The following is a 15635-nucleotide window of genomic DNA, read 5'->3' as shown; positions in this document are numbered from 1 at the left end:
GATAATTATTATTTTTTATTTAAGGTTTGAGATTTTAGGGCTATGTATTCAGACTTTCAATTCACTAGAGTTATAAAGTAAGAGTTAACTATCATTTTGGACATAAAAATGGAACATACAGTCATCTATGACAGAGAGAACGAGTGCTTCCGTGTTCACTTAGAAGGTGAGCATTATGCGGTTGTTCGCTATCAGTTCTTCGATAAGGCTATGCATATAACGTCGACAAAAGTGCCTGAAGTTCTTCAGGGCAAAGGCTATGGCAAAATCATGATGGAAAGTGTTTTACCTATGATTGAACTTCAAGGCTTCAAAATTGTGCCAGTGTGCAGCTACGTAAAGCATTATTTAGACCGTCACCCTGAATGGCAACATCTACGCGCGTAGCTCCAACGTCACTGAGACAAAAGCATGATCACTGGCAAATCTATCCAGCTCAAAATTGGGATTGACCAGATGTTGATCTTCGACGTGAAAATCGACTACCCGCGCTATGTTGTGATCGGATTCCAGACCGAAGTCGCTTGAGAGTAAAATGTAATCCAATACTTGTCCTGCTGAGCCAGTGTAATGAGTCGGTTTTCGTTGCGCTTGGCCGCTGTGACAATACAACTCCCAGCTATCGATAAGTTGAAACGGTAAAAGTGGCAAGTATGAGTCTGGCTGGCGAAAGCGGTGAGTGGAACGCAGGCAAGCAAATTCTTGGCTGTCTAGGATTTGGTTGAAATCTCCCATTAATACGACTGGGTGACCAGTGATTCGTTTCCTTTCCATGATTTCTCTATGCAACAATGCTGCTTCGAATCCGCGTTGAACAGTGGAAAGCCAGTTGCCATAAGTTTCGTGTTGCCACGCATCGAAAACAGTCGAATTTTCTTCCTTACTTTCTACGGTTCGTTCTAGTGTTGGTCGCTGTGACTTAAAGTGAACAACATAGAGGTCTAGTTTTCCCGCTACAGGATGATTTAACGTGGCTCGTAATGGTTTTCGATAGAAGCTGAACAATTCTTCTGAGTTAGGCTTCATGACTTCAATCGCTTGTACTTCTGTCAACTCATAACGAGAAGCGATCCCCACAACAGGATGCGTATAAATATATTCCTCAGAAACTTTAGGTTGGTCGACAACGGAGAAGTACTTGTAGCCTAGCTGCTTCAATTGAAATTCAAGCTCTTTTGCGCTGAAGATCTCCTGAAAACCTATAACGTCTGCATCCAAAAAGGATAGCTTTCGCTCTAACCACAATTGTTTTTTATTCCATTGATTTTCCTCGTAAATATTATTGAACTCGTAAAAGGCATTGGGTGGAGCGAGGTAGTTGAACAAGTTTGCTGTAGCAAAGCGGATCTGCATCAGTCGTTGCTCCTATTTTTAAATTTTAACAGTTAGGTTACAGCTAAAGCAGGATTGGTTACACTGACAACATGATAACAAGGATGATAATACTTTTAATGAACACTAAAAATTGGCGTACCCCACAAAACTTCTTAATGGTTATTTCTGCAATTGTGCCGATTGCATTCGCCAGTTGGATGGCTTTATTGAATAACTTTGTCATTGAAAAAGCGAACTTCAATGGTGCTGATATCGGTTTACTTCAGAGCGTACGTGAAATCCCAGGCTTTCTTGCTTTCACGGCTGTGTTTGTGTTGCTGTTTATACGTGAACAGCGCTTTATGCTTATTTCTCTAGTGATGTTGACGTTAGGTACCGCCATCACAGGTTTCTTTCCTTCTTTAACAGGGCTGTTGTTAACCACCTTATTGATGTCTTCTGGTTTCCACTATTTTGAAACATTGAAACAATCATTATCACTGCAATGGCTGAGCAAAGATGAAGCACCTGAGATGCTTGGCAAGATGATCTCAGTTGGTGCTCTGGCATCGTTACTTACTTATAGCGCATTGTGGATCATGCTTGAGCAACTGCATTTGAGTTATGAATGGGTGTATGGAATTACTGGCGGACTAGCATTGGCTTTAGTTGTCGTTGCAGCGTTTGCTTTTCCTGAATTTAAATCAGCCACGCCTCAAACGAAGAAGTTGGTGCTACGCAAACGTTACTGGCTTTACTATGCCTTAACATTTATGAGTGGTGCTCGTCGTCAAATCTTTACTGTGTTTGCAGGCTTTTTGATGGTCGAGAAATTTGGCTATACCGCTGCGGATATTACGCTATTGTTCTTAATCAACTATGTCTTTAACTTCTTGTTTGCTAAACGAATTGGTCGTTTCATTGGTGTGGTTGGTGAGCGTAAAGCACTAATCGTTGAGTATGTTGGTCTGATTGGAGTATTCGTTGGTTATGCATTGGTGACAGACGCTCACTGGGCAGCAGGGCTGTATGTTGTCGACCACCTGTTCTTTGCTCTTGCTTTGGCCGTTAAAACATACTTCCAAAAAATTGCCGACCCAGCAGATATGGCATCGACAGCGGGCGTCGCGTTCACTATAAACCATATCGCAGCTGTGATTATTCCAGTGAGTTTTGGTTTGCTCTGGCTTGTATCACCAGCTGCTGTTTTTTATATCGGTGCGGGTATGGCGTGTGTCTCGTTACTTCTATCTTTGAACATTCCGAAACAACCTGAAGAAGGTAACGAGGTGCGAGTTTTACGCTGGGCTTAATGCCTAAATATGGGTGTAATGCAAAAATGTCTATTTGTCTCAGTTATGATAAGGGTCTTATTGATAAGTTTCTGAATTGATTAGGGTCAAGGTCGCAATAGTTGTCCCATGTTAAAAAAGCTGCAAATTATATCGTAATTTTTGAAATCTGATTTCAACACGAACGTTAGCGAGCATTATTGGCATGGAAGTTACTGAAAATAAAGATTACCCAGATCACGTCAGTTTTATTTCTACTACTGATTGTTCTAGTTACATTACTTATGCTAACCAAGTGTTCTGTGATATCGCTGAGTACGATCAAGCAGAACTGATTGGTAACCCTCATAATTTAGTTCGCCATGCAGACATGCCAAAAGCGGCGTTTGGACAGCTCTGGAGCTACATCCAAGAAGGCAAAAGCTGGATGGGAATAGTGAAAAATAAATGTAAAAGCTCAAAACATTACTGGGTTTCTGCGTTTGTGACTCCAATAAAAAATGAAAAGGGCGAAATCGTTGAATATCAATCGGTTCGCTCTAAACCTACCGCTGAGCAAGTTAAGCGCGCAGAGGCTTTGTATAAAGCAATCAACGCAGGTAAGAAAGTCTCTGTCTCTCGTTTTCCTCTTTCTAATTTACTGATGTTGCTATCTGTTTTTGTTTTGGCAACCAACCTGTTTTGGATGTGGTCACAACAGGCGTGGCTGATGGGTTCTATTTGTAGCGCATTATTAGTGGCTTTGTTATTTGGCATTACGCATGCGAAGCAACGTCTGAAGCAATTGCAGGCTCTTGCTAGCGAGGCGTATTCGAACCCGTTACTGGAAAAAGTCTATACCGGTAAACGTGACGAATTCTCTCAAGTCGAACTTGCACTCATGATGCGTAAGGCAGAATTGCGAGCGGTAACAGCGCGCAGCGGAGACACCTCAGGGCGCATTCTTCAAGATGCACAGCACGAGTTTGAGACAGCAAAATCTATTGAGCAAAGCTTAACGGCTCAGCATGCAGAAACTGAGCAAGTCGCGTCGGCTGTTGAAGAGCTAACCTATTCCATCAACGATATCGCAAATGCTGCGTCGTTGACTTCTGAGTTAACACAGGAAGCTCGTTCGGACTCAATTACAGGGTTGGAGAGTATTAAAGCAACTGTGCGCAAAGTGAATGAGTTAGACCAAGAGTTGGTGAATGGTCAAAGTATTCTGCAAACTTTGTCTGCTCATACCAAGCAAGTGGAGTCTATTTTGGATGTGATAAGCTCCATTTCAGAACAAACCAACTTGCTTGCTTTGAACGCAGCGATTGAAGCAGCGAGGGCTGGAGAATCCGGCCGTGGATTTGCAGTCGTGGCTGATGAAGTGCGTCACTTGGCGATAAAAACCAGTGATTCAACCACTGAGATTCATAGCATGATTGCTGAGCTACAAGATCTAGCGGCTAAAGGTGTTAACGCCATTCAACGTGGTTCCGATCTGTCACAGCAATGCATTGCTATTGCTGATGAAACGGGTGGAATGATTAACGATATCTCTGCAAAACTGGAGCAAGTTTCAGATAGAAGTCAGCAGATTGCGGTAGCGGTTGAGCAGCAAGCGATTGCTACCAAAGAAATCACTGCCAATGCAGTTAACATTAAAATGCTCACGGAAAAAACGGCTCAATCTTCCGGTGATTCGGTAAACCGCACTCGAGTATTAGTTTCAAACCTAAAAGAGTTGCAGAGGCTTATAAGACAATTCGAGCGAAACTAAGAATGATTGGTTCAGTTGCTTAAATTGATGACATTCCGTTGTCATCAATTTAGGGTGACTAAATTAGCGGGTGAATATCTTAGCTAGTCTTTTTGATCTTTAATGTCGTATTGGTAATCGACGTTAACTAAACCACGATAAGAGGTTTTGTCAGGCTCAACTAAAATAGATTCTACTTTCAGTTCGCTGTTGTTAATTTTTACGCTATCTGGAACGACCATAGGCTCAACTACACCGAGTTTAAAACTCAGCTCTTCTGAAGATAACTCTCTCAAATCATGAATGATTTTGAATCCAGCTTGCTGCGCTTTTTCCTCAGAGTTGAACACTTCTGTCTGAAGAGTTCTTTCTGATTGTTTGGTTTGAGTCGCGGCGAATACGCTACCGCTTACGACCATCATAGTGATTATTGCGAGCGCTTTTTTCATGTGAATACTCCTTTAACTGTCGTTGTTATGCCCTTCCGACAAAAAGCGACACGGTACTGAACTGTGTATTTGTCCGTGACAACTTGTTGTTTGGGTATCTGTGCATGTTGAGCACGAAATAATCCTAACAACTGACATGTAAGGAGTCCGTCAGCGAATGTAAAACGATAGAAATCTTATCTTCAACTTTCTGACAATGCGGATTTAGTTAGTGCATTTTCTAACACTGTAAAATCATTGACCAAACTTTGTTCGCTTTATTACGTACATAGTAAGGTTTACATGGCTCTAGTTTTGATTGGCTAGAGTTGAGTCGAATACCACCACAGCACTGCACAGCAAATCAGATACATGGTTACAATGTAGCGCCAGTTGGCTTTCAGTAAGTCTTTTGCACCGATGTCGTAACGAGATTGGATACTAAGCTGAACACCAGAAAACGGTGAGACAGTTATACCCAATGACCAGCCCATCAATAATGTTAAACCCAACATATTTGGATCTGCCATTGAAGGCGCTAACACGCTGCCGGCGAGAACAACACTGGTCACAGGGTGCATACCTGTCATTGCTAATGCAATCAGTACCGCAATAGTGACACCGGCTTCGATTGGGCCGAAATGCTCTGGTGCAAGTTGAATGTTCATCGCATCTAAAGATGCGGCAACACCAGAAGCAAGCATAGCGGCAGCTGCAAACAGCACCACTTCACCGCTGGAGTTGGCTATCCCAGATTCGATATGGTTACGAGCCACCACGATGGCGTGATAGCCCTTGGTGAATAGAAGCCATAAGGCAATGAAACAAAGTGACGTTAGTGTAACGAGTGATAGCACGCTAATGTGCGGATAGAACTTGTGTGCGGTGATCACAATTACAGCGAGTAACGCAGGCATCCACAAAGAATAGAGGGTAACTGGATAACCAGAGAGCGTGTCCGCATCGTCACGATGAATGATTTGCCAGCAGCTCAAACCTAAAGCTACAAGGCAAATTGGAATACCAAAACTAACTAAAGTACCCAGTTCTGCACCGGGTGCGCTGACTAAAGCTAGGCCCATAGAAGCAAAGAAAGGTGACCAGAAGGCACAAGCGGAAAAGCCACGCAGTAGCACTAAGCCTTGTGTGGTGGTGAGCTTACTCTGAGTTGCCAGTTTGTCCCCAACAATCATTACTGAAGAGATGTTGAGCACAGACCCAAATAGATGAGCGCCGAACAAGGTTCTAATCAGTGCGCTTTTGCCTTTTGGCAGTGTTTCGCCTGTTTTCACGCTATTAACCGCAAAAATACGAAGAAATCCGACACCGACGATCATCGCCACTACGTTTTGGTTGGCATCTAAGGTTTTGAGTAGATAGCGACCATCAAGACCACTGAATACACCATACAGCAATCCAATTGAGCCAACAGACATGAGTAGAATGATCTGCTTTCTTTGAGCTGGTTTGACGTAAGGCAAGAAAAGCATCACCACTAACCAGATAGGAATTCCCGCCCAATAGCCGCTGAAAAGCCCTGTGATTTGAGCAATGAGAGAGAGCAACACGCTAAGCATTAATAGCCAGCCGCCAGTAGCAGCAATAGAGGGTTTCATAGTGTCCGTACGCCAAATAAAAAGTGGGTGAATCGTAGGGGAAGTGGTGATATTCGTTTGAATGAGCGTTCTTTTATACCAAAGTAACGATGAGATTCATCATCAAGTCACATAGGTACTGCGCTTATTGTTATCGTTTACATCATACTCATCAATATCTAGGGTGCAATAGTGAGTTTGAATAAAACTTCAGCGAACTTGGCGACTACTAATTAGCTGCGTAGACAGGTCTGGAAGTAACTCACTTCATTGGTCGCTAACTTGTATACGTTTGCAGGTTTACCGCCTTTGCCTTTACTGGATGCCGCTATTTTGTTGGCGCTAACAATAATGCCGGTATCAATTAATCGTCGCTTGATGGTCATACGGTTTACTTCAACGCCGAACTTACTGTAGGCATCGATAATATCGGCGACTAAAAACTCTTTCTCCAAAGAGAACAGTACGACCGAGGTGTATTCTACTGCTGCTCTTAGTTTCTTCCATGCATGTTGAATCTGAGCAACGTGGTCAAAGGCCAGTTCCATTTTCTCATCAAGCAAAGGTTGTAAGTCAAACCAATCTGCGCGGGTTCTATCGGCGCTTGCGTTTTCTATCTGCTGGACATTGGAAGGGTTGAGCAACGCATAGTGGGAGATACTGATACTCCAGCCTTCTGGATCGCGTTTAGGGTTACCGTCGACCAATGGGTCGCTGATGTAGTTGGGGTAGGTATGTATTTTCTGGCGACAGATTCTGCGGTGAGCAGAATTGAAATCTTCATCGGCAGGTTCGCCACCTTGGCTGGTCATGTCTTCGTCGTATACGAATCCACCTGGCAAAGCCCATTTGCCGCAATCAGGGCGGTTTGGGTTGCAGCGTTTGACGAGGAGAGTTTGAATCCCCGATGGTGCGAGACGAAGGCAAACCATATCAATGGTAACAATCATAATACGAATCCTAGCATGTGATGGCTCCATTCTAGGGAAGTGAAAATTCACGGTCAATGTAAATAACATATTGTGACAAACTCATTTAAACCGCAGGGCTATTTTCAAGTAAACAGCAATAAGTGTTTGTAATTACATTCATTCGATTAAACATGACCGATTAAGTGACAAGACCGAGGTATTTGTGAGGTTTGTAACAAGGTTTGACAAACTGCAAGGGTTGGCTTATTGTTTTGGCACAGTTACGAACAAAATGTTACTAACATTAAAAGCGATTTGTATAAGATATCTCCCTTACAGATCTTTGTTTGAAGCAGATAATTGAAGTGCACCTGCGTAAAACAGAAATAGATTTGCAGAAAAAGAGAGTGGTTTTATATAAGTCAGACAGTTCCTTTGCAGTAAATAGAAGGCAGGCAAAATGAGTAATCGCCTATTCTCTCCCCAAATTATCCGCAGCCTATTGGATTTAGATGCCTATAAAATCAATATGATGCAGGCTATACATTCCAATTATCCTGATGCACAAGTGCGGTATGAACTGATTGTTCGTAGCGATGAAGATGTCAGTGATTTATTGGAAGAGATTGGTGATGAGATAGCGCATCTGTCTTCATTAAGATTTTCTGATGTAGATATCGCTTATTTAGGTTCTCATTTTCCACATCTGAAAGATTCGTTTATTCAGTCTTTGCGTTATTTCCATTTTCAGCCCGAACGTCAGGTCGAATTGGGTGTGATGAAACAAGAGGGCAAAAACCAATTAAGAATTGGAGTTAAAGGCTCGTGGCGTGACACCATTTTGTACGAAACCATTGTGATGGCGATTGTTTCTGAAGTGCGTAATCGTCGACGTTGGTCAGATGTCCCTGCTGATTTGCCTATGAAAGTTTTCGCCCAAAAAGTAGCTCAGTTGAAAGCGCAGATTGCTAAACGTGGCATCACCAATTTTTCGCTGACTGAAATGGGGACTCGTCGTCGCTTTTCTGGTCAGGTACAACGAGATGTGATGGAACATCTAAAACAAGAGATTCCTGAGTTGTTATTGGGTACCAGTAACTGTCATTTCGCCCGCGAGTTTAATTTAAAACCTATTGGTACTATTGCTCACGAGTGGTTTATGGGGCATCAAGCGTTGGTCAACGTGCGAGATTCACAGCGAGTGGCATTAGAGCAATGGCTAAACTCATTTGAAGGTCAGCTTGCGATTGCTCCGACAGATACGCTGACGATTGACGCCTTCATCAGTGATTTCAATATGCATCTCGCCAAAGCGTACAGCGGTGTGAGACACGATTCTGGCTGCCCTTTTAAGTGGGGGGACCGAATGATTGCTCACTATGAAAGCCTTGGTATTGACCCTAAAACAAAAATTTTCATTTTCTCCAATGGACTCAATTTCGATGAGGCGCTAGACCTTTGTGAGTACTTCGCTGGTCGTGTTCAAATCTCATTTGGCATCGGTACATTTTTAACCAACGATCTTGAGAATTGGAAAAACAGTCAGGGTAAGGCGTATAAACCTCTTTCTATCGTGATCAAACTAACGGAGTGTAACGGTAGACCGGTGGCTAAAATCAGTGATGAGCCTGAAAAAGCTATGTGCGAAGACCCTCTATTTCTTGCCAACTTAAAGCGTCGATTTGACATTGAAGTGGACATCGATGCTTTGATTAAATCGTTAAAGAAACAAAAGCAGACTAAGCGAAACTACATCGTCGCTGCTTAATTGCGTCGTTGTGGTTCTAAATAAGCCCTCTCTGGTTTTTTCGCTAGAGAGGGCTTTGTTTTTGTGTCACGATACCGGTTTCATTTAGACTCAAAAAGGACTGCTTTGATATGAGTTTCGCTCCTGTAAAAACGGCCGTTATTGGTTACGGCTATTCCGCAAAAACCTTTCATCTTCCATTTATCAAAGCGCTACCAGAATTAGAGTTATCCGCTATCAGTTCCAGCCAGCAGGCAAGTGTTGAAGCCGATTGGCCAAAAGCACAGTGGTTTGGTGATGCAAGCGATCTGTTAGATAACAGCGATGCAGAGTTGGTTATCATTACAGCGCCAAACGATGTGCATTATTCCCTTGCTAAGCGCGCTTTAGAAAATGGAAAACACGTCATCGTTGAAAAGCCGTTTGTTACCCGTGTTGAAGATGGCAAGGAACTGATCGCTCTAGCAGAAGAGAAAGGTCTTGTCCTCAGCGTGTTCCATAATCGTCGTTGGGATGGTGACCTGCTGACTGTGAAAAAATTGCTTGATGAAGGAAAGCTGGGTGAGGTGAAATTGTTTGAGTCTCACTTTGACCGTTATCGCCCTGAAGTTCGTCAACGCTGGAGAGAACTGGCAGCCGATGGTGGTGGTATTCTGTTTGATTTAGCCCCTCACTTGCTAGACCAAGCGCTTATGTTATTTGGTATGCCAGAAGCGATTAACGCGCAATGTCGAATTATGCGCCCGGGCTCGACTACCAACGATTACTTCAATTTGATTCTGCATTACCCAGAACATTTGGTTCACCTGCATGGCAATCTGTATAGCCCAGAGCCGAACTTGCGTTACAAGGTATTAGGGACTTTGGGCAAATACGAAAAGTATGGATTAGACCCACAAGAAGCGTGCTTGAAAGAAGGCGTTGAACCTAACGCGTCAGGTTGGGCGAAAGAAGACTCATCGGCATACGGTAAACTCTATTTAGAAAGTGAGTCTCATACGATTACGACTGAGCATGGTTGTTACGAGATGTTTTTCAAAGGCGTCGCATCTGCTGTGCGCTTGGGTACTGAAAACCCAGTTCATGCATCGGAATCACTTAAAAACATCATGTTGATTCAAATGGCGATGGAAAGCAGCGAAACTGGCCAAACGTTAAAGGTGAACCTATGAGTTACACCTTAGAAAGCCTGATAGAACAAGAACATGAGTTAGAGCTTTGCTATTTCAACCAAGATGTGGCTTGGCAATTAGGTAGCTGCATTAAATCACTTGCTGAACAGAAAGGTGCTTCGATATCGATAGAAGTGTTTGGGTTTGGTCAGACATTATTTCAATTCTGCATGATGGGTTCGAGTGCCGATCAACTGGATTGGATTCGACGTAAGCGCAATTCGGTACTCTGTTATGGCAAAAGTACTTACTACTTGTCACTCTACAATGAAGGCAAGAAGCGAGTGTTTGAAACACAGCCACATATTGACCCAAACGAGTATTGTGCTCACGGTGGTTCTTTCCCAATCCGAATCAAAGGTTCTGGTTTGGTCGGTGCAGTGACTGCTTCAGGGCTGGCTTCATTGGAAGACCACGAGTTAGTGACACAAGCACTAAAGCAAGCGTTAGATTCTCAAAAAACACAATAATGAAATAGAACGACAAGGAGGTCGTTAATCATGTCTCAAGCAACTTGGACTGAGTTTCGACGAGAGCTACACCAGTTTCCAGAACTTTCAAACCATGAACATCAAACCGCTCGTCGTGTTGAAGAAGTGTTCAAGAAATTCCGCCCAGATGAAACCGTCACTTCCCTTGGTGGTCATGGTGTAGCGTTTGTATTTAATGGTGCAGAAGAAGGTCCTACTACCCTAATTCGCTGTGAGCTAGATGCTCTGCCTATTGAAGAGTGCAATAACTTTGCTCATCGCTCAGTCCATCAAGGTGTATCACATAAATGCGGCCACGATGGACATATGGCAATTGTGACTGCTTTAGGTGCAGAGCTTTGTGAAAACAAGCCGAAATCAGGTCGAGTCATCTTGGCATTTCAACCTGCTGAAGAGACGGGCGAAGGGGCATTTGGAATGGTCAATGATCCGGCCTTTGCCACGTATGTCCCTGATTTTGCCTTTGCTTTGCACAACTATCCCGGCTTGTCGCTGGGACATGTTGCGGTAAAAGCTGGCTCGTTTAACTGCGCGTCTCGTGGAATGATCATTCGTCTTAAAGGAAAAACGTCCCATGCGGCGCATCCTGAGAATGGAGTCAGCCCTGCGTTGGCAATGTGCAGCATTATTGAATCTCTTACGGCGCTGCCTCAAACCCTAACTCAAACAAGCTGGGTAACGGTGATTCACGCCAATCTTGGTGAAATCGCCTTTGGAACTTCGCCGGGTGATGCTGTGGTAATGGCAACGCTGCGTAGTGAAACTAACGAGGCAATGGAGAACCTTGTTCAGGCTGCCACACAAATTGCACAGGAACTGGCTGAGCAATATGGATTAACGTGGTCGATGGAGTGGCAAGATGTGTTTCAGGCGAGTGTGAATTCAGAGTTGGGTTCAGCTCTGGTGGTTAAAGCGTGTGAAAACACTGAGATTCCTTGCCATATTTTGCAAGAACCAATGCGTTGGTCTGAAGATTTCGGGCAATTTACAGCGGTAGCAAAAGAAGGTGCAATGTTTGTACTCGGTTCGGGTAGAGAAAGTCCGCAGTTGCATAATCCTGATTATGATTTCCCTGATGAATTGATACCTATCGGTAAAACGGTTTTTGCTAACCTTATTGAACAAATTAACGGTTTAAACTGAACCTAAAGAAAAGGCACCAAAAGGTGCCATTTCTTTAAGTTCGATGTGCAGTTCTTTAGTTGAGAGGTGCCAAATTGAGTTGTGCGTCTTGCATTTCTGAAAAGCCGCCGCCGTTGTGCACATTAATAAAACCTTGTTTAACAAGAGATTGCATCGCCATGCCCGAACGATTACCACTACGGCAGTAAACAACGATTGAACGGTCTTTCGCGATATTCGAAAAGCCAGTTTCTACCGTGTTGAGTGGAATATTGATGGCGTTATCAAGATGACCTTGTGCGAATTCTTCAGGCGTTCTTACATCAACAATAAGAGCGCCACTTTCAATCAGTTCCCAAGCTGCATCGGCTCTTTGTGATGCCAATGCTGAGCCAGAAGGGAGTGCCATAGCGCTGCCTAACATTAAACTTAATAGCTTTTTCCACATGTCGTTACATCTCCTTGGTGGATGACTCATTGATTTCATTATGAACGCATTTCTCGAAGTTCGACAACAAAATCATGATGCGTTTTGAACTGCTTTCCAACATCATATATCGAGGTTAAACGTTGCTGACTAATACCAGTTTAGGCCAAATAGTGAGCCAATGTTTTTTAGCGATTCTTTGTATAAAAACATCAGGTTGAGGAGCGTTTGGATTGATTTCAACCTTAAGAGACCAGTTTGCGTCTAGGCCAAAAGGCGCACAAAAGACCAGTTGGTCATCATGCCCAAGGTTCACGCCAACACAGGTTGGAATTTCTACCCATTGGCTAATTGCGTGTTCGGTATTGTGATAGGGCAAATGACCATGGTTTAAGTGCATTCTCGCCTGATTACGTACTTCCCATTTGACACGGGGAAGCAGTCGATTCAGTTGTTCCTGATAAGCAAGTTCTGTGGCGTGACTTAAATCTTGGGTATCGAAATACACCAAATCAATATCGTTTAAAGGCGTCATCTGCTCTTTGTGGTGCTGATGATCCCAAATGGCATTGCGTAAAAAGCCCGCCGCAAGAAACCACTGAGGCAGATCAAGGGTTCTTGCAGCTTTGAGACACGCCATCCTAAACTTGTCTTCACTGATAAGTTGGTGGGTTTGCTCAATAATGTTCATTTAGGGCTTCTTCGGATTCGATTGTTAGCAAGCTGCTTTGAGTTCACTCAATACATCATGCATAGAGCTTCTAATCTTAGGACCTAGAGCTAACACTTCGTCACAAGGTTTAACCAAATCTGGAATTTGGTAAGTGATCATGTTGGCAGCCATCGCTGATTTGACACCGTTATTGGAATCTTCAAACGCAAGGCAGTATTCAGGTGCTATGTTTAAGCGCTCTGCGGCGAGAAGAAATATTTCAGGATCGGGTTTGCCGTGTTTAACTTCACAGCCTGTCGCGTAAGCGTCAAAGTATTGGTCGAGCTCCGCTAAACGCAGTTTTACTGTAGCGACATCTCGTTGAGTTGAGGTAGCAACTGCGGTAGGAATGTTGTGCTTCTTCAACCATTGTAAAATCTCTACAACACCGTCTTTGACTGGGATGGCTTGGTGTTTCACTACTGCATCGTATCGCTTACGCCACTCTTGGTGCAGAACAGGGTAATCCAAATCTGGGCCATAACCTTCGCGTAACGTTTGTTCTATACCAGCGGCGTTCTTGCCGATAACTGACAGATAGATGTTGCGATGAAAAGGAACACCTACGGCGTGGCAGGCTTGTTCGAAAATTTCTAAACAGACTTGCTCAGTATTGAGCAACAGCCCATCCATATCAAAAATAGCAGCTTGGAATTTCATGGTTACAACTTTGAACTGGTGTGCGGAAGCTAGCCATTCTCCCATATTCTTACTTTGAAGTGAGAATTTTTTTACCAGCTTGAAAGCGTCGGCTTATCTTCACTTATGTAACGTATTAGACAGAGAGACAATTTTTGCCTTGAGTTATCCTTACGCCCCATTTTGGAATCAACTTCAAACATCGCACAGGTTCGCGTCGTCTTGGAAGGTAAAAATCGTTGAAATCTGCATCAATTCAGCAGTGGGTGCCAGGGTTGCACCAACTCAAACACTATGATCGTTCTTGGTTGAAAGATGATGTTCGCGCAGCAATCTCTGTCGTCGCAGTTGCTTTACCTGTGGCGATTGCCTACGCCCAATTAACAGGCGTATCAGCTATTGTGGGCCTGTATTCCTGCATTCTTCCCATGATTGTTTACGCTTTGTTCGGAACATCACGTCAATTAATTGTTGGACCTGATGCTGCCACATGTGCGGTCGTTGCTGCAGTTGTTACTCCACTTGCTGGTGGTGATCCTATTCGTCATATGGAACTCGTGACAGTAATGACGTTGATGACTGGCGGTTGGTGTATTTTGGCCAGTCGCTTCAAATTAGGCATTTTGGCTGATTTTTTATCTCGTCCGATTCTGATTGGCCTGTTAAACGGTGTCGCTTTAACGATTATCTTTGGTCAGTTGGTTAAGTTTATTGGCATTAAAAACTCAGAAGAGTTCTTACTGCAGAACGTGATTGATACACCTTGGATCATCTTTGATGTGCACTGGCAGACTGTAGCTATCAGTATAGCTACGGCCGTAGTTTATTTTGCCTTCAAGAAGTTCCAACCTACTTCCCCAGCGGCGATGATCTCTATCTGTGTGGCAAGCTTTATGGTGTGGTTCTTTAACCTTGATGAGCAAGGTGTAAAGGTGATTGGCACTATACAAGGCGGTTTACCCGCTATCCATGTCCCGCATGTTGAAGTGACAACGTTACGTGAACTTGTGATGCCAGCGCTGAACTTAGCGATGGTGAGCTTCGTTAGCATGATGTTGACCGCTCGAAGTTTCGCAGCCAAGAATGGCTATGAAATTGATGCGGATAAAGAGTTCAAAGCGTTGGGTTTAGCCAACTTGGCTTCAGCATTTTCACAAGGTTTTGCTATCAGTGGTGCGGATTCTCGTACTGCGGTAAATGATGCTAATGGTGGTAAGAGCCAGATGGTTTCCATCATCGCAGCTCTGCTAGTCGCGATAATTGCTATCTTTGTTTATGAACCCTTACGTTATATTCCGATTGCAGCGCTTGGGGTTGTGCTTATTATCGCGGCTACGTCATTGGTTGATTTAATGGGCATTTGGCAACTGAGAATTCGCAACAAGGACGCATTTTACCTAGCGATGATTACTTTTGTCGCAGTGTTGGTGATTGGCGTAATTCCCGGTATTACAATGGCTGTTCTACTAGGGCTTGTGCAGTTTCTTCGCGTTATCATGCGACCAACCGATGAGCTGTTAGGAATAGATAAAGAAGGTACAGTGCGAGCTTTGGATAGCTCAGATAAAGCCTCACCAATTCCTGGGTTGACCATTTATCGCTTTAACTCGCCGCTGACTTATTTCAACTCGCCGTACTTTAAACGTCGTGTGCTTGACTGTTCTGAAGCTGCTGCTCCTGAAGAAAAGTGTTTCATTATCGATGCGGTATCGTGCTTTACCCACTTTGATTTAAGCGTGATGGCGACACTGGCGGATGTGCATAACATATTAAAGAGCCGTGGTATTCGTTTGGTTGTTGCTGGCCGAAAGCCGAGTATGCGTAAGTGGTGTGAGTTGAGTGGCATCCCTATTGGCGATGGTGGCTTAGTTTTGCGAGCCGATATGTTTGTTGCTATTAAACTGAGTGGCTGTTACTTCAATGCGGTGGGTGAAGGGCACATTCCAGAGATCCAAAAAGAGTCTGAAAACTCAGTCGAGGATATACGTGTCGCGCCGATTGTTGCGTAAATAGAACTGAAAATGAGAGCCCGTCTAGAAGACGGGTTTTTTAT

The 15635-nt window shown here is 43.7% G+C and carries 15 protein-coding genes; 8 read left to right on the top strand and 7 right to left on the bottom strand.

Annotated elements, in window-relative coordinates; genetic code table 11:
- The first annotated feature begins 108 nt into the window (after positions 1-108).
- Positions 109-387, top strand: a complete 279-nt coding sequence (locus ACOSVQ_RS07305; protein WP_491981891.1) for a GNAT family N-acetyltransferase — start codon at positions 109-111, stop codon at positions 385-387.
- Here the strand turns inward: ACOSVQ_RS07305 and ACOSVQ_RS07300 are convergent.
- On the bottom strand, positions 376-1353 hold the full coding sequence (locus ACOSVQ_RS07300; RefSeq protein ID WP_491981890.1) for an endonuclease/exonuclease/phosphatase family protein: 978 nt from the start codon (positions 1351-1353) through the stop codon (positions 376-378). The two genes, ACOSVQ_RS07305 and ACOSVQ_RS07300, sit on opposite strands and share 12 nt — an antisense overlap.
- Before the next feature lie 98 nt (positions 1354-1451).
- Between ACOSVQ_RS07300 and ACOSVQ_RS07295 the strand changes: the two genes are divergently transcribed.
- Positions 1452-2627: an MFS transporter gene (locus ACOSVQ_RS07295; RefSeq protein ID WP_491981889.1), complete on the top strand. Its 1176-nt coding sequence runs from the start codon at positions 1452-1454 to the stop codon at positions 2625-2627.
- Positions 2628-2811: 184 nt separating this feature from the next.
- On the top strand, positions 2812-4359 hold the full coding sequence (locus ACOSVQ_RS07290; RefSeq protein WP_491981888.1) for a methyl-accepting chemotaxis protein: 1548 nt from the start codon (positions 2812-2814) through the stop codon (positions 4357-4359).
- A gap of 83 nt (positions 4360-4442) precedes the next feature.
- Here the strand turns inward: ACOSVQ_RS07290 and ACOSVQ_RS07285 are convergent, their stop codons facing one another.
- The 3 genes from ACOSVQ_RS07285 to ACOSVQ_RS07275 form a co-directional block, all read right to left on the bottom strand.
- Complete coding sequence (locus ACOSVQ_RS07285; protein ID WP_491981887.1) at positions 4443-4787, bottom strand: hypothetical protein; 345 nt, start codon at positions 4785-4787, stop codon at positions 4443-4445.
- A 302-nt stretch (positions 4788-5089) separates the two neighbouring features.
- The gene (locus tag ACOSVQ_RS07280; protein WP_491981886.1) at positions 5090-6382 is read right to left on the bottom strand and encodes a hypothetical protein; all 1293 of its coding nucleotides are present in this window, start codon (positions 6380-6382) and stop codon (positions 5090-5092) included.
- Between the two features lie 212 nt (positions 6383-6594).
- Entirely contained in the window at positions 6595-7311 is a 717-nt protein-coding gene (locus ACOSVQ_RS07275; protein ID WP_491981885.1) for an NUDIX hydrolase, read from the bottom strand.
- Between the two features lie 421 nt (positions 7312-7732).
- Between ACOSVQ_RS07275 and pncB the strand changes: the two genes are divergently transcribed.
- From pncB to ACOSVQ_RS07255, 4 genes are all read left to right on the top strand, one after another.
- Positions 7733-9040 carry a nicotinate phosphoribosyltransferase gene (gene pncB, locus ACOSVQ_RS07270; protein WP_491981884.1) on the top strand — a complete coding sequence of 436 codons (1308 nt, stop codon included), beginning with the start codon at positions 7733-7735 and terminating at the stop codon, positions 9038-9040.
- Between the two features lie 110 nt (positions 9041-9150).
- Positions 9151-10191 carry an oxidoreductase gene (locus ACOSVQ_RS07265; protein ID WP_491981883.1) on the top strand — a complete coding sequence of 347 codons (1041 nt, stop codon included), beginning with the start codon at positions 9151-9153 and terminating at the stop codon, positions 10189-10191.
- Entirely contained in the window at positions 10188-10661 is a 474-nt protein-coding gene (locus ACOSVQ_RS07260) for a heme-degrading domain-containing protein (RefSeq protein WP_491981882.1), read from the top strand. The genes ACOSVQ_RS07265 and ACOSVQ_RS07260 overlap by 4 nt, the downstream gene beginning before the upstream one ends.
- A 30-nt stretch (positions 10662-10691) precedes the next feature.
- The gene (locus ACOSVQ_RS07255) at positions 10692-11825 is read left to right on the top strand and encodes an amidohydrolase (protein ID WP_491981881.1); all 1134 of its coding nucleotides are present in this window, start codon (positions 10692-10694) and stop codon (positions 11823-11825) included.
- A gap of 55 nt (positions 11826-11880) precedes the next feature.
- Here the strand turns inward: ACOSVQ_RS07255 and ACOSVQ_RS07250 are convergent, their stop codons facing one another.
- The 3 genes from ACOSVQ_RS07250 to ACOSVQ_RS07240 form a co-directional block, all read right to left on the bottom strand.
- On the bottom strand, positions 11881-12252 hold the full coding sequence (locus ACOSVQ_RS07250) for a rhodanese-like domain-containing protein (RefSeq protein ID WP_491981880.1): 372 nt from the start codon (positions 12250-12252) through the stop codon (positions 11881-11883).
- A gap of 115 nt (positions 12253-12367) precedes the next feature.
- Positions 12368-12922, bottom strand: a complete 555-nt coding sequence (locus tag ACOSVQ_RS07245) for a nucleotidyltransferase family protein (protein WP_491981879.1) — start codon at positions 12920-12922, stop codon at positions 12368-12370.
- A 24-nt stretch (positions 12923-12946) separates the two neighbouring features.
- Positions 12947-13603, bottom strand: a complete 657-nt coding sequence (locus ACOSVQ_RS07240) for an HAD family hydrolase (RefSeq protein WP_491981959.1) — start codon at positions 13601-13603, stop codon at positions 12947-12949.
- A gap of 218 nt (positions 13604-13821) precedes the next feature.
- On the opposite strand from ACOSVQ_RS07240, the gene ACOSVQ_RS07235 reads away from it, so the two are divergent.
- Positions 13822-15591, top strand: a complete 1770-nt coding sequence (locus tag ACOSVQ_RS07235) for a SulP family inorganic anion transporter (protein ID WP_491981878.1) — start codon at positions 13822-13824, stop codon at positions 15589-15591.
- The last annotated feature ends 44 nt before the right edge of the window (positions 15592-15635 follow it).

It is taken from the genome of Vibrio sp. HM8-C (assembly GCF_058630515.1).
The sequence above is the reverse complement of the archived record's forward strand: the minus strand, read 5'-3'. Positions and strand labels throughout refer to the sequence as shown.

Bases quoted from the DNA above. Each gene is read 5' to 3' on its own strand.
- ACOSVQ_RS07305 (WP_491981891.1), top strand. From the start codon at position 109: ATGGAACATACAGTCATCTATGACAGAGAGAACGAGTGCTTCCGTGTT.
- ACOSVQ_RS07300 (WP_491981890.1), bottom strand. From the start codon at position 1,353: ATGCAGATCCGCTTTGCTACAGCAAACTTGTTCAACTACCTCGCTCCA.
- ACOSVQ_RS07295 (WP_491981889.1), top strand. From the start codon at position 1,452: ATGAACACTAAAAATTGGCGTACCCCACAAAACTTCTTAATGGTTATT.
- ACOSVQ_RS07290 (WP_491981888.1), top strand. From the start codon at position 2,812: ATGGAAGTTACTGAAAATAAAGATTACCCAGATCACGTCAGTTTTATT.
- ACOSVQ_RS07285 (WP_491981887.1), bottom strand. From the start codon at position 4,787: ATGAAAAAAGCGCTCGCAATAATCACTATGATGGTCGTAAGCGGTAGC.
- ACOSVQ_RS07280 (WP_491981886.1), bottom strand. From the start codon at position 6,382: ATGAAACCCTCTATTGCTGCTACTGGCGGCTGGCTATTAATGCTTAGC.
- ACOSVQ_RS07275 (WP_491981885.1), bottom strand. From the start codon at position 7,311: ATGATTGTTACCATTGATATGGTTTGCCTTCGTCTCGCACCATCGGGG.
- pncB (WP_491981884.1), top strand. From the start codon at position 7,733: ATGAGTAATCGCCTATTCTCTCCCCAAATTATCCGCAGCCTATTGGAT.
- ACOSVQ_RS07265 (WP_491981883.1), top strand. From the start codon at position 9,151: ATGAGTTTCGCTCCTGTAAAAACGGCCGTTATTGGTTACGGCTATTCC.
- ACOSVQ_RS07260 (WP_491981882.1), top strand. From the start codon at position 10,188: ATGAGTTACACCTTAGAAAGCCTGATAGAACAAGAACATGAGTTAGAG.
- ACOSVQ_RS07255 (WP_491981881.1), top strand. From the start codon at position 10,692: ATGTCTCAAGCAACTTGGACTGAGTTTCGACGAGAGCTACACCAGTTT.
- ACOSVQ_RS07250 (WP_491981880.1), bottom strand. From the start codon at position 12,252: ATGTGGAAAAAGCTATTAAGTTTAATGTTAGGCAGCGCTATGGCACTC.
- ACOSVQ_RS07245 (WP_491981879.1), bottom strand. From the start codon at position 12,922: ATGAACATTATTGAGCAAACCCACCAACTTATCAGTGAAGACAAGTTT.
- ACOSVQ_RS07240 (WP_491981959.1), bottom strand. From the start codon at position 13,603: ATGAAATTCCAAGCTGCTATTTTTGATATGGATGGGCTGTTGCTCAAT.